Annotated in this window: 17 protein-coding genes and 1 pseudogene; 9 read left to right on the forward strand and 9 right to left on the reverse strand. The window is 53.6% G+C overall.

Annotated elements, in window-relative coordinates; genetic code table 11:
- Positions 1 to 33 precede the first annotated feature (33 nt).
- Positions 34 to 888, reverse strand: coding sequence for a transporter substrate-binding domain-containing protein (locus ACG98I_RS04175; RefSeq protein ID WP_394718627.1), 855 nt, complete (start codon positions 886 to 888; stop codon positions 34 to 36).
- Between the two features lie 6 nt (positions 889 to 894).
- On the reverse strand, positions 895 to 2412 hold the full coding sequence (locus ACG98I_RS04180; protein WP_394718628.1) for an alanine/glycine:cation symporter family protein: 1518 nt from the start codon (positions 2410 to 2412) through the stop codon (positions 895 to 897).
- A gap of 209 nt (positions 2413 to 2621) precedes the next feature.
- Here ACG98I_RS04180 and ACG98I_RS04185 point away from each other — a divergent pair, with 209 nt between their 5' ends.
- From ACG98I_RS04185 to ACG98I_RS04205, 5 genes are all read left to right on the forward strand, one after another.
- On the forward strand, positions 2622 to 3320 hold the full coding sequence (locus tag ACG98I_RS04185; protein ID WP_394718629.1) for a GntR family transcriptional regulator: 699 nt from the start codon (positions 2622 to 2624) through the stop codon (positions 3318 to 3320).
- Between the two features lie 173 nt (positions 3321 to 3493).
- Positions 3494 to 4684: an NAD(P)/FAD-dependent oxidoreductase gene (locus ACG98I_RS04190; protein WP_394718631.1), complete on the forward strand. Its 1191-nt coding sequence runs from the start codon at positions 3494 to 3496 to the stop codon at positions 4682 to 4684.
- A gap of 31 nt (positions 4685 to 4715) precedes the next feature.
- The gene (locus ACG98I_RS04195) at positions 4716 to 6113 is read left to right on the forward strand and encodes a 2-oxoadipate dioxygenase/decarboxylase family protein (RefSeq protein WP_394718632.1); all 1398 of its coding nucleotides are present in this window, start codon (positions 4716 to 4718) and stop codon (positions 6111 to 6113) included.
- 25 nt (positions 6114 to 6138) lie between these two features.
- On the forward strand, positions 6139 to 7662 hold the full coding sequence (locus tag ACG98I_RS04200; protein ID WP_394718633.1) for an aldehyde dehydrogenase family protein: 1524 nt from the start codon (positions 6139 to 6141) through the stop codon (positions 7660 to 7662).
- Between the two features lie 11 nt (positions 7663 to 7673).
- Positions 7674 to 10541 (forward strand): FAD-binding and (Fe-S)-binding domain-containing protein, encoded by a 2868-nt coding sequence (locus tag ACG98I_RS04205; protein WP_394732530.1) that lies wholly within the window; start codon positions 7674 to 7676, stop codon positions 10539 to 10541.
- On the opposite strand, the gene ACG98I_RS04210 is transcribed toward ACG98I_RS04205, so the two are convergent.
- Both ACG98I_RS04210 and ACG98I_RS04215 read right to left on the reverse strand, forming a co-directional pair.
- On the reverse strand, positions 10538 to 12571 hold the full coding sequence (locus ACG98I_RS04210) for an MMPL family transporter (RefSeq protein WP_394718635.1): 2034 nt from the start codon (positions 12569 to 12571) through the stop codon (positions 10538 to 10540). The two genes, ACG98I_RS04205 and ACG98I_RS04210, sit on opposite strands and share 4 nt — an antisense overlap.
- A gap of 110 nt (positions 12572 to 12681) precedes the next feature.
- Positions 12682 to 14079: an MFS transporter gene (locus ACG98I_RS04215; RefSeq protein WP_394718636.1), complete on the reverse strand. Its 1398-nt coding sequence runs from the start codon at positions 14077 to 14079 to the stop codon at positions 12682 to 12684.
- A 153-nt stretch (positions 14080 to 14232) separates the two neighbouring features.
- Between ACG98I_RS04215 and ACG98I_RS04220 the strand changes: the two genes are divergently transcribed.
- On the forward strand, positions 14233 to 15393 hold the full coding sequence (locus ACG98I_RS04220; RefSeq protein ID WP_394718637.1) for a PucR family transcriptional regulator: 1161 nt from the start codon (positions 14233 to 14235) through the stop codon (positions 15391 to 15393).
- A gap of 237 nt (positions 15394 to 15630) precedes the next feature.
- Here the strand turns inward: ACG98I_RS04220 and ACG98I_RS04225 are convergent.
- Both ACG98I_RS04225 and ACG98I_RS04230 read right to left on the reverse strand, forming a co-directional pair.
- Positions 15631 to 17440 (reverse strand): annotated as a pseudogene (locus tag ACG98I_RS04225) (fructose-specific PTS transporter subunit EIIC).
- Positions 17441 to 17516: 76 nt separating this feature from the next.
- Entirely contained in the window at positions 17517 to 18776 is a 1260-nt protein-coding gene (locus ACG98I_RS04230; protein ID WP_394718638.1) for a septum formation initiator, read from the reverse strand.
- A gap of 220 nt (positions 18777 to 18996) precedes the next feature.
- Here ACG98I_RS04230 and ACG98I_RS04235 point away from each other — a divergent pair, with 220 nt between their 5' ends.
- From ACG98I_RS04235 to ACG98I_RS04245, 3 genes are read left to right on the forward strand one after another with little or no spacing between them, the layout of a single operon-like run.
- Entirely contained in the window at positions 18997 to 20166 is a 1170-nt protein-coding gene (locus ACG98I_RS04235; protein ID WP_394718639.1) for an acetyl-CoA C-acyltransferase, read from the forward strand.
- 10 nt (positions 20167 to 20176) lie between these two features.
- On the forward strand, positions 20177 to 21190 hold the full coding sequence (locus tag ACG98I_RS04240; RefSeq protein WP_394718640.1) for an enoyl-CoA hydratase/isomerase family protein: 1014 nt from the start codon (positions 20177 to 20179) through the stop codon (positions 21188 to 21190).
- A gap of 10 nt (positions 21191 to 21200) precedes the next feature.
- Positions 21201 to 21974, forward strand: coding sequence for an enoyl-CoA hydratase (locus ACG98I_RS04245; RefSeq protein ID WP_394718642.1), 774 nt, complete (start codon positions 21201 to 21203; stop codon positions 21972 to 21974).
- Here ACG98I_RS04245 and ACG98I_RS04250 read toward each other — a convergent pair.
- The 3 genes from ACG98I_RS04250 to ACG98I_RS04260 form a co-directional block, all read right to left on the reverse strand.
- Entirely contained in the window at positions 21971 to 22495 is a 525-nt protein-coding gene (locus ACG98I_RS04250) for a MarR family winged helix-turn-helix transcriptional regulator (RefSeq protein WP_394718644.1), read from the reverse strand. The genes ACG98I_RS04245 and ACG98I_RS04250 overlap by 4 nt on opposite strands.
- 42 nt (positions 22496 to 22537) lie before the next feature.
- On the reverse strand, positions 22538 to 24268 hold the full coding sequence (locus tag ACG98I_RS04255) for an AMP-binding protein (RefSeq protein WP_394718646.1): 1731 nt from the start codon (positions 24266 to 24268) through the stop codon (positions 22538 to 22540).
- A 145-nt stretch (positions 24269 to 24413) separates the two neighbouring features.
- Positions 24414 to 24986 (reverse strand): TetR/AcrR family transcriptional regulator, encoded by a 573-nt coding sequence (locus ACG98I_RS04260; RefSeq protein ID WP_394718648.1) that lies wholly within the window; start codon positions 24984 to 24986, stop codon positions 24414 to 24416.
- Positions 24987 to 25084: the final 98 nt, after the last annotated feature.

Raw genomic sequence — 25084 nt, forward strand, 5'->3', positions numbered from 1 at the left:
ACTCCTTATATATAGGTGCCAGACAAATCGGTGCTAGCTGATACCGGAGAGATCGCCCGGGGTGGTTTCTTCAATGGAATCCAGGTCCCCAAAGTGATCATGGATGATTGCTTCCAGCTCGCCGGACTCTTTCATCCGGGTTAATACGTCATTAACTGCGTCAAGGCCTTCGGTATCGTCTTTTTGCAGACCGACGCCGTACCATTCATCGGAGAAGAACTCACCATCGGCAGTGGTCATGTCGATGACTTCAAAATCGCCATCATATTGGTTGGCATAGCCGGCCAGAATTGGGGTATCGGAAGTCAGCGCATCAACATTGCTTTGGGCCAGAGCCTCGATACAGCTTGAATTGGTGTCATATTCTTGCAGCTGCACCTCTGGAATTTCTTCCTTGACGCGCTGTGCTGGCTTGGACCCGGCGGTAGAGCACAGAATTTTGCCGTCGAGGTCATCCAAAGACTGGATAGAGGAGTCATCGGTGCGCACTAACAGCGCCTGGTGAGTTAAGAGCACGGGGCCCGCGAAATCGACTTCCTCCATGCGGTCAGATGTGATGGAATAGCCACCTTGAATCAGCTGCACCTCACCATTGCGCAGCAACGTCTCACGTTGTGCGGCGGGGGTCTCACGGTACTCAATATTTGGTGCATCCCAGCCATTATCCGCGGCGATGGTTTCCACAATCTGGTTTGCAATTTCGACCTCCGCGCCGGTGAAGCTGCCATCGCCTTCGCGCAGGCCAATACCAGGCTGGTCAAATTTGACGCCGAGCATGACATCGCCGGATTCAATTGCCCCCAGCAGGCCATCAGAAGACGCCGTTCCGGAACACGCCCCGAGGACCAGGCAGGAGGCCATGACTGCCGCGATCTTTGAACCTTTCATGGCTAATTACACCTCTTTTGATTCATCGCGGCCCATAAGGTTGACGCGTTCGGACTCGGGGACAGGTTCGATTTCACCGGCATATGCTGCCTTGCGGTATTCGCTGATTTCCTTGCGTAATGGCTTGGCCAGTAGGTAGATGCCCAGCAGGTTGGGGATAGCGACCAGGAAGAAGGTGGCGTCCGAGAAGCGCACCACCGTATCCAGGGAAACGGATGCGCCAACAACGATCATGATGATGTAGATGACGTTGTAGATCTGCTTTGCACGCTTGGACTCATTAAAGATGTACCCGAAGTTGATTTGGCCGTAGTAGCAGTAAGACAACACGGTGGAGAACGCGAAGAGAATGATGCAGGCGGTCAGAACGTAAGTAAAGCCATAGGAAACGGTGGCAAATGCATTGGTTGCCAAAGTGATGCCATCGGCGCCCTCGTTGAGGTATTCGCCGGTAACGACAATCGCGATTGCGGTCAAAGAACAAACGACGACGGAGTCCACGAAAGGCTCCCACGCTGCGACCAAACCTTCTTCGGCCGGACGGCGGTTCTTCGTAATTCCGTGCGCCATCGCTGCCGTACCAACACCGGCAACGTTGGAGAATAGCGCGCGCTGAATACCGATGATCGCAACACCCAGAACACCGCCGGAGATGCCTTCCGGAGTAAATGCGCCCTGGAAAATCAGAGAAATAGCATTCGGAATATCAGTGAAGTTGACGCCCAGAACTACAATGACTGCGACTGCGTATACCGCAGACATGAGCGGAACCAGGCGACTGGTGGCGTTAGCGATAGATTTAATGCCGCCAATCAGCACAACCGCTGCCGGAATCGCAATGGCAATACCAACAATCCAGCCATTGCCATAGAGGAAGCTTTCTTCACCACCTGTGATATCTGTCAAGTGGAGTGCCACCTGGTTTGCCTGGAAAATATTGCCCGCACCCATCACAGCGAGCGCCATGCCGATGGCATAAAAATAGCCCAAGCCCATTCCGAGCTTTGGCTTGCCGATGGATTTGAGACCGTATTCCAGAAAGTACATCGGGCCAGACACCGTGGAGCCGTCCTTATTGACTCGCCGAAACATCTGTCCCAGGGTGGCTTCCGCGAGCTTGACCGCCATGCCGAGAACGCCCGCGGCGGCAATCCAGAAGGCGGCGCCCGGGCCACCCATGGTGATGGCAACCGCTACACCGGCGATATTGCCCAGGCCAATCGTGCCGGCCATCTCTGTGGCGAAGGCTTGGAAACTGGTTACTTGGCCAGGATCAGACTTTTTTGCCAGCATGCCGCGGATCACGCGAAAGGCCTGCTTGGCGTCCTTGATGGGGCGTACGCGCAAGTACACATTACAAAAGACGGCGCCGGCGACCAGCCACACGATGACGAGGGGAAGATCGGCGCCTAAAACGGGAATAGAGAAGAAGACGGCTGCTTCGAGCACGTCAACGACAGGGCCGAAGAAACTTTGGATGGCACCATCGATGCCTTCTTGGGCGAGGATGTGTGTAGTACTCAACTCTTTTCCTTTCGGTTGATGAAGGAGAGGAGATAACGTGTCACAAAATGAAGAAGATTACTTTTGAAGGGAATTTGTGACGTAAACTACATGATAGGTTATCGATAACCAATAAGTGAAGCGTTTGAGATTATTCTTTTTCCAAACCCTCACATTGGGGGCTTAGGATTAAAATTGGTTCAGTTGGAAAAGAAGTGGAGTGGATCGCGATGGAACCTGGTGATGGGTGGGCGAAGCGCATCGAGCAAGTTGGCAGTGAAGCGGGGGTTAATCAATCAACCTTGAAGCAATCCACGCAATCGCTGATTCGCCAGCTGCTCTTTTCTGGCGTCATGAGGCCTGGCGAGATCTACTCGGCGAATTCCTTGGCTAGCCATCTGGGCATTTCTAACTCACCTGCGCGTGAGGCCATGATGGCGCTTTCTGCCGCGGGACTATTAGAGCCGGTGCGCAACCGCGGTTTTCGGGTGAAGCAGCTGAGTGAGCAGGATCGTTTTGAGGTCTATGAAATGCGCGTACTCATCGAGGTGGAGGCGGTGCGGCAAGCCGCCAGTCGCGATATTTCTGCAGATGAATTGGATGACATTGTCACCCTGGCACATCGATCGATTGAGCTATTGCCGGAAACTTCGACAGATTCGACGCTGCCATATTTGAATGCGGATCATGATTTTCATATGTCGCTGGTTGATGTCGTTGGTAATTCACGGTGGTCCAAGATTGTCTCTAATCTGCGTGATGAATCGCGCGTCAATGGGGCATACCGTTATCTGGAAAACAATCAGGGCCTGCAGTATTCTGCCCAGGAGCATGTGGATATCGCCAATGCGGTTAGGGATCGCGATCCTGACCAGGCGGCCGAGCTTATGCTCAAGCATCTTGATTATGCTCGGCCTCATAACTGCTAAACATCCCTCCTTCATCGCTGCTCAATGTTCGTCATGAGCAGCGATTTTCTATTTTCTGAAACTTTACCCTCCTCAAACTATTGCGCAGATCACGAGGACATGGTTAGAGTTATCGATAACAGATAACCGATTAAAAGTGATGTGAAATACATTGCTCTCGAAAGGGGGAAGAAATGGTCGACGTCAAAGTTCCACTGTCTCCGAATTACACGCAACAGCAACCGGAGATTGCCAGCATCGTCATTATTGGTGGAGGAATCATGGGGATGAGTGCCGCCTGGCACTTAGCATCCCGTGGCGTCACCGGAATCGTGGTGGTTGAACAGCACCAGGTAGGGCGAGGCTCCTCAGCCAAGCCCATGGGTGGGGTCCGCGCGAATTTCTCGGATCCCATGAATGTCATCCTGGGCAAGCGTTCCCTGGACTCATTCCGCACTTGGACAGAGGATTTTGGCACCAATATTGAACTCGCAAAAGTGGGCTATCTCTTCCTCGCTCGAACAGATGAAGAAGTGGCTAACCTGGAAGAAGCCACTAAGACTCAAAATGAGCTCGGCGTGAATTCCTCCATGATCACTCCTGAGCAGGTCGCTGAGGTTAACCCCTTCATTGACCCCAAGGCCATCCTGGCTGGTTCTCTTTCCCCAGATGATGGCTATGCCTGCCCAGCGGCAGCCGTCGAAGGTTATATGCGCGCAGCAATCTCGCTGGGTGTCACCGTCATGGACCACACTGAAGTCTTGGATATTGGCACTTCGGGCGGCGCAATTGAATCTATCACCACCCAGCGCGGAGTCATCCGCACCAGCCAGATTGTTTGTGCCGCCGGGGCGTGGAGTGCCGAGATTGGTGACATGGCAGGCCATGAACTTCCCGTGGTGCCTGTTCGCCGCATGATTGGGCTGACATCCCAGCAGCCCCAAGCACATGCCACTGTGCCTTTTACACTGGATCTATCCACCACGATGTACATGCACAACTATTACAACGGCATGCTGCTGGGAATCTCGCACCCAGCCGAACCGAGCTTCAACCGGGATTACAGCTTTGAATGGCTCGGCGCCTTCAACTCCGCGGCGAAAATCTTCGCACCAACCTTGCAGAACCCGCAGCTCGATTCCGGTTGGGCGGGATTCTATGAAAATACTCCCGACCGCAACGCGATTATCGGCGCATCCGATAAGGTTTCTGGCTTCTATTACTGCACCGGATTCTCCGGGCATGGTTTCCTCCAAGGACCAGCAGCCGGCGAATTCATCGCGGACATCGTACAAGGCAAGGAATCATTCTTGCCCCATGATGGATTCTCCACCGCACGTTTTGACCAAGAGCTGAACTCCGTCATTGAAAAGAACATCATCTAATACTTCCAACTTAAAGGAATGAAATATAACCATGGTATTTCAAGAAACTTGGGAGCTTCGCGCCCGCTTCGCGCGCAGCTTGTCAGATATGTATGGCCAGGAAGTCCCTGCCTACACCACCTTGGTGGAGGTCTCCGAAGCCGTCAACCAGGATTTCATGCGCATGATGGGTGAGAAGGGCGAGCGTCTCGGTTCCATCGGCCGCGTCACTGCGGAGCGTCACGGCGCGATCCGCGTGGGCTCCCCGAAGGAAATGAACCAGGTGGCGCAGGTCTTTGCCGGATTTGGCATGTACCCAGTGGGTTTCTATGACTTGCGCGATGCCGCCAAGTCATCTGTTCCGGTGGTATCTACTGCGTTTCGCCCCATTGATAAAGATGAGCTGGCGAAGAATCCTTTCCGCGTATTTACCTCCATGCTGGCTGCCGATGACCCTCGCTTCTTCAGTGAAGACTTGCAAACGCGCCTGCAGGAATTCATCGATAGCCGCAGTATTTTCTCCGAGGAACTTATCGCGATGGCGAATAGGGCATCGGAAAGCAATGGCTTGGAAGCAGAAGATGCTGACAAGTTCATCGAATTAGCCACCGCCGCTTTTGAGCTCAATGATGAACCGATTGATGAGCAGTGGTACCGCGAGCTTGAATCCATCTCCGCGGTGGCCAGTGATATCGGCGGCGTGCGCTATACCCACATCAACCACCTGACCCCACGCGTATTAGATATCGATGACCTCTATGAACGCATGGAAGCGCGCGGCATCACGATGATTGATGAAATCCAAGGCCCACCCGACTGGGAAGGCCCCGACATCTTGCTGCGCCAAACCTCTTTCCGCGCTTTGGATGAAGAACGCACCTTCAAATTCGCTGATGGCACCATTGGGCCGGGTGCGTTGCGCGTGCGCTTCGGCGAGGTCGAACAACGTGGCATCGCGTTGACCGAGAAGGGTCGCGCGCTCTATGACTCCATGAATACTCAGGTCGATGAGTTGCTCGCTAATTCAGATAAAACCCGCGTGGAGCTTGCTCGTGAGGTATGGAAAGAGCACCTGCCGAATACCGAAAAGGGCTTGCGTGAGCAGGGCCTGGGTTACTTCACCTATGAAGTTTCAGGAGAGGCCGAGCCAGGGGAGTATGACGTTGAGCAGCTCATTGATGCTGGTTTGCTGGTTGCCCAGCCCATCGTCTACGAAGATTTCCTGCCGCGTTCTGCCGCGGGCATCTTCCAATCCAACCTCAAAGATGAAGGAACCCGCGACAATGAACAGCAAGGAACCGACTACGACCTGGCGGCTATGTCGAAGATAGTGGGCCGCGACATCCAAGAACCGTATCAGCTCTACCAAGCCCAAGAACAGGCCTCACTCCATGCGGCAGCCAGCCAACTGGGAGTGACCATCCACCCAACCCCAGCAATCACAAACTAAAACTCTTCGAAAGGACATATCCACTATGACTACTCAGACTCATGACCAGCTGCTGAACACTATCAAAGAATCCCTCGCTGCCTGCGGCTACAAAGGTCAGATCGGTTCTGGTGAACTCACCACCCGTACCCCTCTGACGGGCGAGGAGCTTTTTGATATTCCGCGCACCACCAAGGATGAAGCCACCGAGATGATTTCCTCCGCGCATGAGGCATTCAAGTTTTGGCGCGAAGTACCTGCTCCACGCCGCGGTAATGTGGTCAAGCGCTGGGGCGAACTCCTGGCCGAACACAAACATGACCTGGGCCTGTTGGTTCAGATTGAAGCAGGTAAGTCCATTTCTGAGGCCGAAGGCGAAGTCCAGGAAATGATTGATATCTGTGATTTCGCGCTGGGTCAATCCCGCATGCTGTATGGCAAGACCATGCCATCGGAACGCCCGGGCCACCGCCTCATGGAAACCTGGCACCCCATCGGTGTGGTTGGCGTGATTTCCGCATTCAACTTCCCAGTTGCTGTCTACTCCTGGAATACTGCCAACGCGCTGGTCTGCGGCGATACCGTGGTGTGGAAGCCTTCTGAAATGTGCGCGCTGTCCGCGCTCGGTGCGCATGCACTGCTGGCGCGCGCCATCGAAGACTGCGGTGAGGACCAGAACATTTCTCACCTCATCCTCGGTGACCGCACCGTCGGCGAAGTACTCCTGGATGACCCTCGCGTGGAATTGGTCTCCGCCACCGGCTCGACCCGCATGGGCCGTGAGGTTGCCCCACGCGTTGCGTCCCGATTCGGCCGTTACCTGCTGGAACTCGGCGGAAATAATGCCGGCATCGTGACTCCTTCCGCTGACCTGGATCTTGCGTTGCGCGGCATCGTCTTCGCCGCGGCCGGTACTGCTGGACAGCGCTGCACCACGATGCGCCGCCTCATTGTGCATGAGTCCATTGCCGATGACCTCGTGGAAAAGATCGTGGCTGCGTATAAGACGCTGACCATCGGCGACCCGCGCGATGAATCCGTGCTGGTGGGACCTCTAGTCAACCAAGGTGCATATGAAGGCATGCAAGAGGCGCTGAAGACTGCCCAGGAACAGGGCGGTGAGGTACTTGTCGGCGGCAACCGCGTCATCGTGGATGATACGGAGAAGTCCTTCTACGTTGAACCAGCCGTGGTGCGCATGCCGGAACAATCCGAGATCGTTCACAATGAGACCTTTGCGCCGATTCTTTACGTGATTACCTACTCCGATTTGGATGAGGCTATCGCCCTGCATAACGCCGTTCCGCAGGGCCTGTCTTCAGCAATCTTCACCCAGGACAACTCCGAAGCAGAGATCTTCCTCTCCGCATCCGGTTCTGATTGCGGTATCGCGAACGTCAACATCGGTACTTCTGGTGCCGAAATCGGTGGCGCTTTCGGCGGTGAGAAGGAAACCGGCGGCGGCCGTGAATCCGGTTCCGATGCTTGGAAGGCCTACATGCGCCGCGCGACCAACACCGTCAACTACTCCGGCGAATTGCCGCTGGCTCAGGGAGTGAAGTTCCTCTAATGAATAAGAACATGCCCGTGCATACAATCAAGTTTGATCGCGTTGACCCCAGCGTATTCAAGCGGATTGCGCGCACTGGCATGCGCGAGGACATGACCACCCGCGCTGCCTATTCCTCGGATGCATCCATTTTTCGCCGGATACCCAAGGCGGTCTTGGAGCCAAAGTCCGTTGCAGATATTCGTGATGGTATCGCTATTGCGAAGCAGCGCGGGTGGTCAATTGTCTCTCGCGGCGGTGGCACATCAGTGGCTGGTAATGCGATTGGTACAGGGCTCATTATTGATACCTCCCGCTACTTCAACCGTATTTTGGACATTGATGTTGAAAACCGCACCGCCACGGTGGAGCCGGGTGTGGTGTGTGATGGCTTGCGGGATGCGGTTGCTGAATACGGTTTGACTTATGGCCCCGATCCTTCGACACATTCGCGCTGCACCATCGGCGGCATGGTGGCTAATAATGCCTGCGGCTCGCACTCGGTGGCTTTTGGTACGGCAGCAGAAAATTTGGTGTCAGTAACGCTCATGCTTGCCGATGGCCAAGAGGTCACCTTTGATAGGGGCGGTACCTCCGACGAAAGCATCGACCAGAAATTACACAAACTTATAGACGAAAACTCCGAACTCATTGATGCGGAACTCGGGCGTTTTCCGCGCCAAGTCTCTGGCTATGGCCTGCACTATCTGCTGGATAGGCATGGCTTTGATACGGCGAAAGCCATTGCAGGGTCAGAAGGCACCGTGGGTGTCATCACGAAACTGACCGTCAAACTCGTAGAGGTTCCTAAAGTAAAAGCCCTAGCTGTACTGGGATTTGAGACGGTCTATGATGCGGCATCGGCAGCAGCACAGCTTCGTCTGCCTGGTGTTGCCACTATTGAGGGCATGGGCGGTGACCTGCTTGATGCGCTGCGCACCAAAAATGGTCAAGAAAAGGCCGGAGGCAATCTGCCCGGTATCCGCAAAGGAATGCCTGCTGGCGGTTGGCTCTACTGCGAGGTCGGCGGAGACAATGCAGAAGAAGCCATTGCCAATGCCGAAAAAGTCGCCGCGACCGTTGACACCGTGGATGCCGTGGTGGTTTCCGATCCAAGTGAGATGCGCGAGCTCTGGCGCATCCGCGAAGCTGCCGCCGGTGTCGTGACACGCCTTCCGGATGGTGGGGAAGCATGGCCCAATTGGGAAGACTCCGCTGTCCCGCCGGAAAACCTGGCTGACTACCTGCGTGACCTCTATACGCTGATGGATAAGTACAGTCTGCGCGGCATTCCTTTTGGTCACTTCGGTGAAGGCTGCGTGCACGTGCGTATTTCCTTTGACTTCGGCACCGATGAAGGCATTAAGATTTTCCGCAATTTCATGAATGAGGCCGCTGAATTGGTCGCCTTCTACGATGGTTCTTTGTCTGGCGAACACGGTGATGGCCGTGCACGTTCTGCCCTGCTGGACCGCATGTACTCAGAAGAGATGCGTGACGTATTCACGCAGTTCAAACAGATCCTGGACCCTGATTCTCTGTTTAACCCGGGCGTTTTGGTTGACGCAGATGAGGTTACTGATGGCCTACGTATGGCACCAGGTCAGAGAAAACTGGAACTGACCCCAGTGCACTCTTTGAGCCATGACAAAGGATCCATGGTTAATGCGGTCAACCGCTGCGTGGGTGTCTCTGCCTGCCGTTCGGAGGAGCATTCTATGTGCCCGTCTTTCCAGATCACTGGCGATGAAGTTCATTCCACCCGCGGTCGCGCACGCCTGCTTTCAGAGATGTTCCGCGGTGAGTCCGTGGCCGATGGCTACCAATCCAAAGAGGTACTGGAAGCCCTTGACTTGTGTCTATCCTGCAAGGCATGTGCCTCCGAATGCCCAGTCAACGTGGATATGGCTACCTATAAGTCAGAGTTTCTGCACAAGCATTACCAGGGTAAAGTACGCCCGGCCGCGCACTACATGATGGGTTGGCTGCCGTTACTTGGGCACGTAGCGCAAAAGATTCCGCTGGTCCCGCGCCTGATTGATGCGGCCATGCAAACCCCTGGGCTCAAAACGGTGATTGGAAAAATCGGTGGCCTGGATACGTCGCGTCCGTTGATTCGTTTCGCACCAACGTCCCTGCGCAAGTGGCATAAGAAGCGACATCACCAACTCGCCACCCAGACTGTGGTGCTGTGGCCGGATTCTTTCAATGCTTCGCTGGATACCTCGCCTGCGACTGCGGCCGTTGAGGTTCTAGAGCAGCTCGGTTATAAGGTGGAAATCCCACATGAATTCGTCTGTTGCGGGTTGACCTGGCATTCCACCGGCCAGCTAGACATGACCCAGAAAGTCCTGGGCCAAACCGCCAAAGTCATGAAGCCCTACCTGGACCGCGGCCTGACGGTGATTGGCGTGGAACCATCCTGCACGGTGATGCTGCAAAATGAAGCGACTGAGCTTTCCTCAGACCCGGCAATCCAACAGCTCGCTGCCTCCACCATGAGTTTTGCCGAATTCATCGCGCCCATCATCAAGGAAAAAGTCGCGGAAGGCAGTATTCAGCCCGCCAATATCAGCGCGCTGACCCAAGTGCACTGTCATGAAAAGTCACTGGGGGACCCACAACATTCAGCGCAGTTGCTTGATGCCCTGGGGGTTTCCCAAACGGATATTGCCACGGGTTGTTGCGGTCTGGCTGGCAACTGGGGATTTGAAAAGGGCCACGGAGAAATCTCCATGGCCCTGGGCGAGCGTGAGCTCTTCCCGAAGGTGCGTGAAGCCGAGAAGAATCAGCACACCGTCATTGCAGATGGTTTCTCCTGTCGCACCCACATTGACCAGGGGACAGGAGTTGCACCCAAACACGTCGCGGAAATTGTTCGGGATATTTTGAAGGCTTAACTCTTGGTTTCTACCTCTGATTGCTGCTTATTGGGCCACCACACCTTCGGCCCAATATCCAGGACCAGGCCGGGAATCAGCAGTGTACGGACGATGAATGTGTCCACCAGGACGCCGAAGGCGACGATGAACGCAAGCTGCACCATGAACATCAATGGAATAACAGATAGCGCTGCAAAAGTTGCGGCGAGCACTACGCCTGCCGATGTAATCACTCCGCCCGTCACCGTCAGTGAATGCAGTACCGCCTTGCGTGTTCCCATGAGTGGGGTTTCTTCCTTGGCGCGGGTCATGAGGAAGATGGTGTAGTCCACGCCGAGCGCGACCAGGAAGATGAATCCATATAGCGGAACTGAAGGGTCCGCACCAGGGAAGTTGAAGAGGTGCTCAAACACTAGCGCAGATACACCCATTGCTGCGGCGAAACTGACCACCGTTGCGGTAAGCAACAATACCGGCAAGAGTACCGAGCGCAGAAGGACAATCAGCACCAGTAGGACGACGATGAGTACCAGCGGAACAATGACCTTCAGGTCGCGTTCCGCCGTGAGGTTGGAATCCAGGGCAGTGGCGGATTCGCCACCGACCATGACGTTTCCGTCGAGTGCGCTGAATTCTTCACGTAGCTGCGCAATACTGTCTTGCGCCTCCAAGGAGTCTGCTTCCAAATCGAGCGTTGCTTGCAAATACACGCGGCCATCGACCACATTGGGTTCTAGATTCATTGGGGGAGTATTGGCCGGTGCGCCTGATTCAGAAGTCGCCGTCACCGTGGAAATTTCTGGATGCTCTTCCAGAATCCCCATCACTTCTTCTTGTAATTCCACCGGAGCAATAATGGATGCTGGAGCACCCGCACCGGCATCGAAATGTTCGTTGAGGATCTCTTGACCCTGCTTGGCAGAAGTTTGCGTCAGAATGATATCCGAGGTGGAGACGCCATTGGCGTTGAGCATTGGCACGAAAGAAGCCCCAACGAATAGCAAGACTAAAGTTCCCGCCCAGACCTTGCGTGGGCCAGATTCCACGAAGTTCGCGATCTTATGCCAGAACTTGTGGGTGTCTTGTTCTTGCGTGATTTTCGGAGTGACCGGCCAATATGCAGCTCTGCCAGTTAAGTAGAGCAGAGCTGGCAACAAGGTTAATGCAGCAACCCACGCGAAGAAAATGCCGGTTGCTGCGATTGGGCCAAGAGACTGATTGGAATTCAAATCGGAGACCAGCAAGCACAAAAGCGCGATGGCGACGGTTGCTGCCGATGCCGTAATCGCCCCAAAGGACGCCTTGAAGGAGGATATGAGTGCTTTAGAAATTGATGAAGTTCTTTGTAATTCTTCTCTTTGTCGCGCGACCATGAGAAGGGAATAGTCTGTGGCCGCACCGATGACCAGGATAGAAAGAATGCCCTGGGATTGGCCATTGAGCACGATAATGCCAGATTTCGCCATCCAATATGTTGCCAAGATAGCAGCGCACAACGCTGATACTGCAGTCAAGATGACAATCAGTGGCAGTAGTATGGCGCGATAGACAGCAATCAAAATCACGAGCACTGCAGCGAGCGCAACGAGCAGCAAGATACCGTCGATACCAGCAAATGCATTGACCAAGTCCGCACTGAAACCAGCGGGGCCGGAAACATAGTAGTCCCCGAAGTCGGCTACCACGGGCGTAAGCTCATCGACCACGTCGGTTGAGTCGACGAGCGCTATATATTGAACGGCTTCACCGTCCTCTGAGACCTGCGGTCCAATTACCTGTTGGACCCCGTCAACAGATTCCAGTGCGCCTAGAAGCTCATCATTGACCTCAGCGGTTTCACCGACCACGATGGCGGGGACTCCCTGGCTATCGGAGAAATCCTCCACCATTTCACCCACCTGCGTGGATTCTGAACTGGCAGGCAAGAATGTGGATTTATCGGTTGTACTGACCTCGGAAATTTTGCCGAAGGTCGGACCGCCCACACCAGCAATCGCGAGCCAGATGATGATTAGCGCAATAGCGCTTAATGCGCGAGCAGATTCCATTTCTTTAACCCTACACGCTATTTTTTTAACAATAGTGGCGGGGATATAGAAAGTGCGGCTTTCCATTTGAGAGGAAAGCCGCACTGTGAAGCGCAAGTTCAGGAGTTAATTTACTGAAGAGGTGACTTCAGGAGAGATTCTTCTTCACGGTCCGACGCTTTGTGAGCGGCAATGCGGTTAAGGAGATCCTTATCTGCCATTTTTACTTCCTGGTAGTGACGAGGAGCAATGATGATGGAAGAGATAAGAGACAGGATTGCGGTACCGATGAAGAAGTACATTGGTGAGCGGATATCATCGGTCAGGCTTACCAAGTAGGTAGCGATGAATGGGGCGGAGCCACCGAATACAGCCACCGGAATGTTGTAGGACATGGAGATTCCGGTTGCGCGAATCTGAGTTGGAATCATATCGGTCATCACTGCATAAGGCGTGGATGAGTAGAGACCGAAGAGAACTGCACAGCACATGAATGGCAAGAAGATTGAGGATGAGGTTGCATCTGGCGCGGAGTTGAAGAACCACCAGAGTGCTGGGATTGTCAGCGCAGATGTGGTTACCAAGAGTGGGCGGCGTCCGATGACGTCACCGATGAGTCCGCCCAGTGGCATCAAACAAGCAGCGGTGAGTCCGGCTGCGGTGATGAACCAGAAACGGGTGGTTGGGCTGAATCCCAAGGTGTTGACGAAGTACGTGGAAGCATAGGTCAAAATCATGTAGAACATGGACGCCAGCAGTGCGATATTGCATGCCACCAGTACGAGGTTGCGGGACCAAGCAAACGTTGCTCGAATCGGCTTCTTTTCTTGGAAGCCGGATTCGGAGATGGCCTCAAACTGAGCGGAATCCTCAAGGCGTGAACGGATGTACGCTGCCATTAAGCCGAGCGGGCCGGCAATGAGGAATGGGATACGCCAGCCGTAGGCCTGCATAGCTTCATCGCCCAAGATTGCAGCCAGACCATTGGCAACGATGGAACCTAGCAACAAGCCAGATACAGCAATGGTCATGAGCAGGGACGTAGCCAGGCCACGACGCTTTTCACCACCGTACTCAGCGACGTAGGAAGTTACGGTGCCGATCTCGCCGCCAGCGGAAAGCCCCTGGAGGCAGCGCGCCAGAATCAAGAGTGCAGGGGCAAAGAATCCGATTGAGGCATATGTTGGCATGAGGCCAATAGCGAAGGTAGAGCCCGACATCAAGAACATAACCAGAGCCATGGTGTTCTTACGGCCGATGCGGTCTGCCAGAGGGCCGAATACTAAGCCGCCCAGAGGTCGCATAAAGAAGGACAGCGCGAATGTTGCGAACGAGGAGAGCAACGCGATTGCTGGCGTAGACGCTGCGAAGAATGCCGTGCCGATATATACGGCGACAAAGCCGTAGACACCGTAGTCATACCACTCGATGAGGTGGCCAGCGATAGCTCCGATGAATGCTTTGCGCTTTTGCTTAGGAGTTCGGACTGGCTGCATCACTTCTGCAGCCTTATTCATTGCCTGAGTCATAGTGAGAGGGCCTTCGGTTGAGAGTAGAAGAGGGAGTGCCAAAAGCTGTGGGGCTTCGGCGATGTATTAACTATGACGTGGAGCACAAATCAACTCAATGGAAAAACATCTAATCTCTCACGGCACCCTTTGTAATTTTCTACAATTATCTCCATGTCGGACATTCATTACTCCACAATTCATTCGGTCTTGTCCAAACTTCGGCAAGATAAGGACATCATCGTTATTGCCGCAGTGAACCGGATTCATGATGAACTACCTGAATATAGTTCTGTGGATAGAGCGGATTTGGTCAAAACTGTTCGTGAAATCATCGACTTGGTGCTAGACCAAATTGGCGTCGGAACCGTACCAAACTGGGACGCCAGCCTCTCGATGGAGGCTGTGGTAAACCGACGTATTGGGCAGAATATTGGTGTCGACTCAGTGATGCGTGGGCACCGATTGACGCTGGCATCTGCGCAGGACAGGTTCAAGGAAATCTCAGGTCAGATGGGTCTTCCTTTCGATGACAGGCTGGAAGTCATGGATGTCTTCTGGGACATGAGCGAAAGATTGATGACTGCTGTTGCGCGGGATTATCGGCAGCACGCAACCGGGGAGGTTATGCACCGACGCTCGGAAAAGAATGAGCTGATTATGCTGCTGTCGGCAGAGGAACCTGACTCCATTGCGATTGTGAGCAAGGCTCGCAGCCTTTCGCTGGATACTACCTACCAATACCGCGTAGTACTGGGGATTGAGGGCGGCTTGGAGTGGATGGAGACCATTGAAAGAGCTTGCTCAACGGGCGGATCCCCTGCCGTCGCGGGTGAGTTTAATGGGCACTTGGCGGCTGTGATCCCAGCTGGGCCGGCCCGTCCATCCCATTCCGATTTGCTCTTTGCGGTTGGTGGGCCACGAACTTTGGGCAGTCTTTCTGAGTCCTGGGAGGAGGCCAAGCTGGTTCGTGCTTCTTTACCAAAAGGGGCTGCAGGCTGGCATGATCTGCGTTCTCGTTCATGGCGCATAGCGGTTGCAGCTGTGCCGGCCGTTGGGCAATTGGCTCGTTCCATCTATCTGGATGCCCTGGCGGATGAGCCTGACCAGGGAGATATGCTGCTGCATTCGGTGTGGACATTCATCGGAACTGGTTTTAGTTATCGCAAAGCCAGTGAGCAGCTCTTCGTTCATGAAAATACGTTGCGCTACCGGGTTGCCAAATTTGAAGAGCTCACATCTCGTTCTGTGATGGATGTGGATACGCGCATGGAGATGGCCTGGTTGAGGCATGCTCGGACGTTAGATGCCTCGGTCCAGCCTTCCAGCGAATAGTTCCGTTTTGGCAATCAAGGATACGGATTACCTGATTACCGTACTATTGTCGGATGTCCCATCCACATCTAAAAATGACTGCATGAAGGGGTGATCTTGAACTGATGGCAGCTCGGGTCTTAGGGAAACGGACGGAGTGAGGTTTGAGCCATCGTTATGGCTTTTATCGCGTGGATTGCGCTAACCAAAAGGCTGTGCCGATGTGGCAAGGTCCAAAGGAAGCTATCTGGGGTTTCCTTAATCCAGTACTTGGCGGATTGATGCGATGGCCTCTTCTGCAGTTTGTGCTGAGTAGAGTTCATCGCGGAATTCTTGCTTCATGACATTGCGCGCAAGCTTTTCGCGATGGGTCTTCGACTTCGGCCCACACAACCCCGGGTGCACTTAATCGGGCAAATGCCAAAGCGGGTTCTGACACCGCATTGGTGCGTGCATGAGGGATCGCGACGTGGTGGTCCACCGCTGTGGAGTGCTGTTCTTCGCGGGCAAGTGCAGTTTCTATGACTCCGTTGGTGTCATTAAATTTTTCACCCGCAGCCTGAGCTAGGGCGGTGATGACCTCATCACGGGAAGAATACGTCTGATCTAAGACAACGATGTCCTCAAAGATTAATGGGATTGTCTCAGTCTTGGTCTTCGTTGCAATCGGTGAATTGCTGGCTTCTTCCGCATGCTCTGGCTCGGTTTCAGAATCAGCTGCCGGGCTACGCTTTTGTGAAAGGCCAACCAGCACGATAATGAGCAGAGCGTTGACTGCGATACCTGCTGCCATGGCGATGAAGAATCCCAGCACATTATCGACAGCGCCGAAGACCGCGACAATTGGGCCGCCGTGCATGACATTATCGGCCACGCTGAACATCCCGGCGAGTGCACCGGCAACCGCGCCGCCAACGATATTTGCTGGAATTACTTGGAGCGGTCGTGCCGCAGCCAAAGGAATGGCGCCTTCGGTGATGCCGAAGAATCCCATGAAGAGGGCGGCAATACCGGAGTCATTTTCTGATTTATTGAACCAAGAACGCCTCAGCAAAGTTGCCACGCCCACGGCAATCGGGGGGAACAGCGATGGCGGTAGCAACCATGCCCATCGGCAGGTGATTGCCAGCGGCAATGAGGCCGCCGCCAAATAGAAACGCCGTCTTATTGAATGGACCGCCCATATCGGCGACCACCATGGCGCCAAGAATCGCGCCCAATACCAGCGTAGATGCGCCTTGCATGCCGGCGAGTGCGGCAGTGAGAGCATCGAAAAGCGATGCTACTGGGGCACCAATCAGGTAAATAGCAAGCCAACCACCAGCGTGGTGATGATCGGAATGACAATAATCGGCCAGATTGGGGCGACGAATTTATGAACCGGAATCTTCTTAATCGCCAACGCCACGTAGCCGGATAAAATACCGGTGATGATGCCGCCAATAAATCCGGCATTGGCTTCTGAACCATAAAGGTCACCGTTGACAGCAATCAAGCCCGTAATCAGACCTGGCGCAAGTCCGGGCCGGTCGGCGATGCCAACCGCGATAAAGCCCGAGAGCACCGGAATCATGAGTGAGAATGCCAAATCGCCAATCTGCGAAATCATCATCCACGGCGAACCTTCCGGAATGACGAGGCCTTCCGCGGTCGCGTTACCACCAATCGATAGAGATAGCGCCAGCAGCAGACCGCCGGTGACCACGAATGGAATCATGTGGGAGACGCCGTTCATCAGCGCCTTATAGAGTGTCTGCCCGAAAGACAGATTTGTGGTGCCCTCTGGTTCGGACTCATTTTGTTCGGCTTGCGTAAATGTCGGCGCTTTCAAAGCCTTTTCAATCAGCTCTTTGGGCTTCTCGATGGCTTCATCAACGCCGGTAGCAATAAGCCGCTTGCCGATGAATCGGTTCTTATTGATGACGGTGTCCGCGCCGATGAGCACGGCATCAGCCTTGTCGATGTCTTCGGCGGTGAAGTGGCCCTCCACGCCATTGGAGCCATGGGTTTCAATCTTGATTTGATAACCCAGGTCCTGGGCGGCGGCTTCCAGGTTTTCAGCCGCCATGTAGGTGTGGGCGATGCCTGTGGGACAAGCAGTGATCGCCAGGATCAGCTTTTTCAGTCATGCCCCATTAAAGCATTTATGCGACCATGTCCCAGATAGTTGCGATGAGAACAATCACGCCCATGACTATCACGAAGTAGTTGGTCTTGCGTGCGCGGAAGCGTTTCAGAGCATTGACCTTGTAAATCGTGTACATCGGCAATAGGTAGGTCATCAGCGCGAAGAAGATGCCGCCAACTACAGAAATCATGTCCAGGATCGATGGATTGACTACAGCTACGGTGGACGTGACGACGAACATGAAGAGATAAACCCACAAGTCCATCTTTCGAGCAGGAACGTCTTTAGCTGATGGAACGACCAGTCCCGCTAGGTACTTGGTGCCTTCCACGGTGCCCAGGGCGTGACCAATATAGGAAGATGTAATCGCACAAATGACGACGATTGGTGCCATGTACGCCATGAACTGGGTGCCGGTTTCATTAGCGAAGTAGGAGAGCACAGGTAGGTTTTGCTCGTTGGCGGTCTGCATGCCATCCGCACCCATGGATAGCGCACTGGACCAGACGAAGAACATGGTGAAGATCGTCAGCATCAAAACACTATTGCGGATGACCTTCGTGGTCTGTCGGCCATGATTCTCGCCGTAGTGGTCTTCCATATCCAGAACGAACTGGGAGATTGCGGCGACGAAAGAAAACGCAAAGACGAGGGTCGGCAAAATCAGGATCATCGCGCTGGTCATGCCAGCAGCGTCTTTGGGGCCAGCTTCCATGAAGGAGCTTAAGTCCCATTGCGGAATCAGATAGAGCGAGACTGCAGCCAAGGCAATAATCAATGGATAGACCACAACTTGGGCCACAATCAGCATGAACTTCTCACCAAAAGCCAGCGCCAGTGTCATGGCGCCAACCAGGAGGGGCGCCAAAATCCAACGCGAAATCGATGGCCCATCAAGCTGGTTCACAATGAAGCTGTCGACGGTGTTGACGATACTGACACCGTAAATGAGCACGACGGGGAAGAAAGTGCACCAGTAAATCAGTGCGATAATAATGCCAGCCTTATTGCCGAGGTAGCTGGTCAAAATTTCCAGGATATCTTTGCCCTGCATGCGTGTGGAGCTCATCATCCACGAGAATGCGAGGTGCGCGAAATACGTCATCGGGCCAATGAGTACCGTGGCGATCAAAAGAGGCCAGAAACCAAAGCTTCCGGCGGAGATAGGTAAGAACAAGATTCCGGCGCCGACAGCGGTGCCGAATAAAGTGATCGTCCATGACGAATTCACTTTTCGATTAGTTTCAGGAGGCTCCGTGACCTTCAATTCAGACATGGATCTATTCTCCTCTTGCTTTCAAATAATCAAAATCGGAAACACTTCGGTGGAGTTATGGTTTGAAGCACCAACCTATCCACTATATGGCAGAAGTCACTCTTTAGAAACTTTAGGGCGAAAGGTTTAAAAGTAGTGGCACAAGACACAGGCTAGGTGTACGATATGTTGCTAAAGCGTACATATTCCTCATTTATGCATCTCGGGCAAAGGAGAAGCGATGGAAGATTCAGAAATTGTCATTGTTGGAGCAGCTAGAACACCTTTTGGAAAGCTTTTAGGAAGCTTGTCGAAAGTGCCGGCCACACAGCTCGGAGCCCATGCAATTAGTGGAGCATTGAACAAAAATAATATTGATGCAGATGTCGTGGATGCGGTCATCATGGGTCAAGTTCTGCAAGCTGGATGCGGCCAGAATCCGACGAAACAAGCAGCTCTGGCCGCCGGGATTCCAGCTACTGCGCACACCACAACAGTGAATAAGGTCTGCTTGTCAGGCTTAAGCGCGATTATTGATGGTGCGCGACTTCTCCGCTCGGGTGAGGCAGAAATGGTTGTTGCTGGTGGTATGGAATCGATGTCGCAGGCACCGCACCTGCTTCCGCAATCGCGCGCTGGCCATAAGTATGGGCCAATGACGGCCCTCGACCACATGGACTATGACGGTCTTCGCGCAGCTGACCTTGAGATCTCCATGGGCAGTTTGTCGGAGAAATACGCTGATCGGTACCCGGTTACCCGTGAAGAACAGGACACTGCAGCAGCTTTGTCCCATCAACGGGCATCTGCCGCGGATTTTTCGGAAGAAATTGTTGACATCGAAGTCCGCAACCGGAAGGAAACCCTTAGCGTCGGGAAAGACGAAGGCGTGCGTGAGGGCGTTACTGTCGACTCGCTATCGAAGCTGCGCCCGGCTTTCGAAGAATCCGGAACGATTACTGCAGGTAATGCCTCTCCAATTTCAGATGGCGCAGCGGCCGTCGTGCTCACGACGCGGGCGAATGCGGCAGCTAATGGATGGAAGCCCTTAGCCACGTTGCGCGCGGTTGGCCAAGTAGCGGGCCCTGATAGTTCCTTGCAGGCGCAGCCCGCCAACGCACTGAACAAGGCGCTCGGACGCCAAGGCTGGGACGTCGAAGACCTCGAGGTCATTGAAATCAATGAAGCATTCGCCGCGGTAGTTGTTCATTCCGCGAATGAGCTGGGGATTTCACCAGATCGGGTGAATGCTGAAGGCGGCGCCATCGCCATGGGACATCCCATCGGTGCATCGGGTGCGCGACTAGTGGTCCATGCCGCATATAAATTAGCTAATGGTGCTAAGAAAGCTGGCGTTGCACTGTGCGGCGGCGGAGGACAAGGCGAAGCCCTGCTTTTGGAAGGAAACTAGAGAGATCGATATGACAGATTCATTACTTATTACGCGACAGGGCCAAGCCGGCATTATCACCCTCAATAGGCCTAAGGCACTCAACGCTTTAGACCTTGAAATGATTCAGGGCATGAAGCAAGCACTGAAGGATTGGGAAAACGATGATGAGGTTGCTCTCGTCATCGTCCGCGGCGCAGGGGACCGCGCGCTATGCGCCGGTGGTGATATCGCGAATCTTTATAAGGACCCAGAACTGGGAAAAGTATTCTTCAAAGAAGAATATGAACTGAACCATGCGATTGCCAGTTACCCCAAGCCTTATGTCGCGTTGATGAAAGGCATTGTGCTGGGTGGCGGAGTTGGAATTTCCAGCCACGGTTCCCACCGCATCGTGACAGAAACGACTCGCCTAGGAATGCCTGAAGTCGGTATTGGTTTTGCGCCGGATGCAGGCGGTTCCTACGTGCTTGCGCAGTCCCCAGATCGTCTTGGTCGGCACTTGGCTTATACCGCCATTCATGTCAGTGCAGCTGAAGCAATTGACCTGGGATTTGCTGACCATTTCGTTTCCGAAGAACAGCTCGATCAACTTGTTGAAGCTTTGGCAGAGACCGGCGACGTTGCACAGATCGAATCTTTTGTTGGTGATGCAGGGGAGAGCTTTGACGGCGCACGCGAGAAGATGGTTGATGTCTACTCCGCGGACACGGTTGAAGAAACCCTGAACAGCCTGGACAGACTTGAAGATGAGTGGGCGGTTAAGGCGGCTCAGAAGATGCGTGCGCATTCGCCGCTCTCACTGAAAGTGGCTGAGCTACTGCTTGACCGAGCAGCCACCGGTACATTGGGGGACGCACTGACCACAGAATATTGGATGGCATTGAACATGAGAACCGATGGCGATTTCGTTGAAGGTGTTCGTGCCCAAATTATTGAAAAAGACCGGAATCCCCAGTGGAAGCACTCGAGTATTGAAGAAGTAGACGCGGACCTAGCGGTTAAGATTTTGGACCGCCGCGGCGATAATGGACCCGAGTTCTAAGGAGATAATCATGGAATACAACAACATCATCGTAGAGGCGAAAGACAAGGTCGGGCTGATCACCCTCAATCGCCCAAAGGCGCTTAATGCCCTCAATAAAGATACCCAGACGGAGATTATTGCGGCAGCCTCGGATTTCGACGCGGATCCAAATATCGGCGCGATTGTGCTGACCGGTTCGGAAAAGGCATTTGCGGCCGGTGCTGACATTAAGGAAATGGCGTCACAAAGTGCCATTGACATGTATAAAGCTGATTGGTTCGCCAATTGGGACCAATTCACTGCTCTGCGTACTCCAATCATTGCCGCGGTTAACGGCTATGCTCTGGGCGGTGGCTGCGAGCTCGCCATGATGTGTGATTTCATCATCGCAGGGGAAAAGGCCAAGTTCGGTCAACCCGAAGTCAATCTCGGTATCACTCCAGGCATGGGTGGCTCACAGCGTCTGACTCGCGCGGTCGGAAAGGCGAAAGCAATGGAAATGTGCCTGACCGGGCGCATGATGGATGCTAATGAAGCAGAACGAAGCGGCCTAGTGGCACAGATTGTGAGTCCAGAAGAACTCGTGGACAAAGCACTGGAGACAGCAGCGCTCATTGCTTCCAAGTCACAGATTGCAACATCGATGATTAAAGAGCAGGTCAATACCGTGTACGAGAGTTCACTATCGCAAGGCTTGCTATTTGAACGCCGCACGTTCCACGCTTTGTTCTCCTCGGCAGATCAGAAGGAAGGCATGGCAGCGTTCTCCGAAAAGCGCGACACCAACTTCAAGAACGCTTAGAAAGTTTTATCAACCTTATCGCCGGCCTGGCTTCGAAGCTCCGCACCCATGCGGCGCACGGCAGCTTGGTCGGCTTTTGCCATGGGCAAGTTAGCAAAATAGTTATCTAATACAGGAGCTGCTGCGCCGGATAGCGCGATCCCCTGATCGGTGATATTGACCAGGGTAGAACGCTTATCCTTGGGGTCTTGGCTGCGCTCAACGAGCCCGGCTGCCTCTAGCTTTGACACATTGTGAGTCAAAGAGGCTGGCGGAAGCTGCAAGCGAGCGCTGATTTTCGACATCGGCAAGCCCCCGCGACGAGAGTAGACCAACATTGTTAGTAGCTCGAAGTGGCCAAAAGTTATGCCAAAAGGCTTGAGTACGTCTTCTGCGCCTTGGACCAGGATTTCTGCCATACGAACTGCAGTCGTTAGCGTAGCTAGCCCATCAGCACTTTCAGTAGAATTATGCTTTTCCCACTGCCGATGAACCTCAGCAATGGAATCAAGAGAAGCAGCAGCCAAGGAGCGTGATTTCACGAGTTCCTCCTTGGCTGCTGAAAAATTTACTGATTTTCTACTCTATCCTTTGAGTGCTGGAAAATCAGAATCTGCGAATTCCGATGATACCTTCTTCTCTCCGCCGTCTTCGGCATGGATTTCATTCTCGCGCTTTCTCAAGTCAACGCGACGAATCTTTCCGGAAACAGTCTTGGGCAATTCGAAGAACTCCAAACGGCGAATCCGCTTATATGGAGCCAGACCATCACGACAATGCTTCAGAATAGATTCGGCGGTCTCAGCATCAGGCTCGTAGCCGTTCGTGAGTGCAACGTATGCCTTTGGCACCGCAAGGCGGATGGGGTCAGGAGACGGAACCACCGCGACCTCAGCGACTGCGGCATGCTCGATAACCACGGACTCCAACTCAAAGGGGGAGAGACGGTAATCAGATGCTTTGAATACGTCATCTGAACGGCCGATATAAGAAATGTAGCCGTCCTCATCACGCTCAGCGATATCGCCCGTGTGGTAGTAGCCATCACGAAATACTTCTGCATTCTTCTCTGGGGAAGCGACATAACCAACAGTTAGTCCCACCGGGCGCGGTTCAATCTTGATGCAGATTTCTCCGGTATCGCCATGCTCGCCGGTAGCGGGATCAATGAGGCTAATGTCAAAGCCCGGCAGTGGCTTACCCATTGCACCAGGCTTTACTGTCTCACCTGGGGTATTAGCAATCTGAAGCGAGGTCTCAGTCTGCCCATAGCCATCACGGATCTCACCACCCCAGCCGCGCTTGATCGCGTTGAAGAGTTCAGGGTTAAGTGGCTCACCTGCACCAACAATCTTCTTTGGTGGAGTCTTCAGAAGTGACAGGTCTGCCTGAACGAGCATGCGCCACACGGTTGGTGGGGCGCAGAAACTAGTCACGCCTTCTTTATCCATTTGAGCCATCAACGCTGGTGCGTCAAAGCGTGAGTAATTGTAAATGAAGATGGTTGCGCCGGCAATCCATGGAGCAAAGAAGTTAGACCATGCATGCTTCGCCCAGCCGGGCGCCGCAACATTGAGGTGGACATCGCCGGGCTCTAGACCAATCCAGTACATAGTGGTCAGATGGCCAACAGGGTAGGACGTATGCGTATGCTCCACCAACTTGGCCTTTGATGTGGTGCCGGAAGTGAAGTAGAGCAACAAGGTTTCATCGGCTTGGGTCTGCTGGGTAGGCGTATATTCGCCGGCAGCATTGTGCGAATCCGAGTAGTACAAAGTGGGATGGGAATCTTGGGTGGCGTCACCATCCTGAATCTGGATGACAGTGAAGTCACCGGTCACATCCTGGAACTTGGCTGCGTCCTCGGCGTTTGCCACCACCCAGCGAATCTCAGCGCGTTCGGTACGATCCTGCAGATCACCCGTACCCAGCATCGCGGTGGCTGGATTGAGTACGAATCCAGCTCGAATACATGCAAGCATGGTTTCCCACAGCTCAAGCTGGTTATTGAGCATCAGCATTACGTGGTCTCCGCGCTTAACACCTTGGTCGGTTAACCAGTTGGCCAGCTGCTGAGAGCGCTGAGACATCTCAGCGAAAGTACGGCGAGTGCTTGTTCCGTCCTGCTCGTTGATGACCAAAGCAGCGCGGTCTTTGGACTCTGGTTGGCTGGCCAGATGATCAAACCAATCAGTGGCAAAGTTGAAAGTTTCAAATCGTGGCCACTCGAATCCTTCGACTGCGCCAAGGTAGTTTTCACGGTTGTCCACGAGAAAGTCGCGGGCTGCTAGGAATTGTTCGGTAACCGTAGTCATGAGACTCCTCAAGGTTAGTTATGGACACCGCCCAAAAATCCACCGAAATTTTGTGTATTGGGCAACGTATCACTTCTGTATGTGACTTGCGTCCTAACCTACCTTACTTCGATGTCGAAGTAATATCTAGCGATATTGGAATCTTTTAGGATTTCCTCAGTCCGTTGAGGATGAGTTGGCCAAGATTTGCGTATGCTTCCTTGGTTTCAAGCACGTCAGAATAGGTGCCTTGTTGGATGTCTTCCATGGCCTGCTGGATGAGGCGGGAGGCAAAAGGAATGGAATCGATGGTGAATTCACCGGATTTCACGCCGCGCTCGAGTAGATCGTGGATAATGCCCGTCGCTGCTTTGGTGTTGATTGCGTAGATTTCGCGCGCGACCGGGTCATTGGCTAGATCTTTCATAAATTTTGGACTACCTGCAGAAAGTGCCTCTTTAATGTCGTCGAAGTAGTCTGTGAAGGCCTGAATGAACGATGTCCCTGGGGTAATTTCAGGGGCGGTCCTGCGGCTAATTTCTTTGAAGTAGCTCACCAGGATTCGCGTCAAAATTTCATCGCGGGTGGTTCCTAGTCCATAGATTGTCGACTTCGAACAGTGGTAGCGTTTGCTGGCGTTATCGATGGTGAAGGATTCAAAACCTTCGACTAAAAAGTCCCTCAGGAGGGCGTTGAATAGCTCTCGCTGGCGGGGTGTGAGGGGCTTCTTTTTGGTCATGGCATTCCTTCTTGTGCTGCGTCAGTTTTGGAAACTGGTGACATGGCCCATATTCATGTGTACGATAATCAACAAAATTGTACTCATGGTGTTTGGGG

This window comes from Corynebacterium sp. L4757, from assembly GCF_043673995.1.
Taxonomy (GTDB): domain Bacteria; phylum Actinomycetota; class Actinomycetes; order Mycobacteriales; family Mycobacteriaceae; genus Corynebacterium.

What these genes read in the sequence shown, in the direction of transcription:
- ACG98I_RS04195 (WP_394718632.1), top strand. Translation starts at nt 4,716, where the DNA reads ATGGTATTTCAAGAAACTTGGGAGCTTCGCGCCCGCTTCGCGCGCAGC.
- ACG98I_RS04200 (WP_394718633.1), top strand. Translation starts at nt 6,139, where the DNA reads ATGACTACTCAGACTCATGACCAGCTGCTGAACACTATCAAAGAATCC.
- ACG98I_RS04210 (WP_394718635.1), bottom strand. Translation starts at nt 12,571, where the DNA reads ATGGAATCTGCTCGCGCATTAAGCGCTATTGCGCTAATCATCATCTGG.
- ACG98I_RS04240 (WP_394718640.1), top strand. Translation starts at nt 20,177, where the DNA reads ATGACAGATTCATTACTTATTACGCGACAGGGCCAAGCCGGCATTATC.
- ACG98I_RS04260 (WP_394718648.1), bottom strand. Translation starts at nt 24,986, where the DNA reads ATGACCAAAAAGAAGCCCCTCACACCCCGCCAGCGAGAGCTATTCAAC.
- ACG98I_RS04190 (WP_394718631.1), top strand. Translation starts at nt 3,494, where the DNA reads ATGGTCGACGTCAAAGTTCCACTGTCTCCGAATTACACGCAACAGCAA.
- ACG98I_RS04215 (WP_394718636.1), bottom strand. Translation starts at nt 14,079, where the DNA reads ATGACTCAGGCAATGAATAAGGCTGCAGAAGTGATGCAGCCAGTCCGA.
- ACG98I_RS04245 (WP_394718642.1), top strand. Translation starts at nt 21,201, where the DNA reads ATGGAATACAACAACATCATCGTAGAGGCGAAAGACAAGGTCGGGCTG.
- ACG98I_RS04220 (WP_394718637.1), top strand. Translation starts at nt 14,233, where the DNA reads ATGTCGGACATTCATTACTCCACAATTCATTCGGTCTTGTCCAAACTT.
- ACG98I_RS04185 (WP_394718629.1), top strand. Translation starts at nt 2,622, where the DNA reads ATGGAACCTGGTGATGGGTGGGCGAAGCGCATCGAGCAAGTTGGCAGT.
- ACG98I_RS04235 (WP_394718639.1), top strand. Translation starts at nt 18,997, where the DNA reads ATGGAAGATTCAGAAATTGTCATTGTTGGAGCAGCTAGAACACCTTTT.
- ACG98I_RS04255 (WP_394718646.1), bottom strand. Translation starts at nt 24,268, where the DNA reads ATGACTACGGTTACCGAACAATTCCTAGCAGCCCGCGACTTTCTCGTG.
- ACG98I_RS04230 (WP_394718638.1), bottom strand. Translation starts at nt 18,776, where the DNA reads ATGTCTGAATTGAAGGTCACGGAGCCTCCTGAAACTAATCGAAAAGTG.
- ACG98I_RS04175 (WP_394718627.1), bottom strand. Translation starts at nt 888, where the DNA reads ATGAAAGGTTCAAAGATCGCGGCAGTCATGGCCTCCTGCCTGGTCCTC.
- ACG98I_RS04205 (WP_394732530.1), top strand. Translation starts at nt 7,674, where the DNA reads ATGCCCGTGCATACAATCAAGTTTGATCGCGTTGACCCCAGCGTATTC.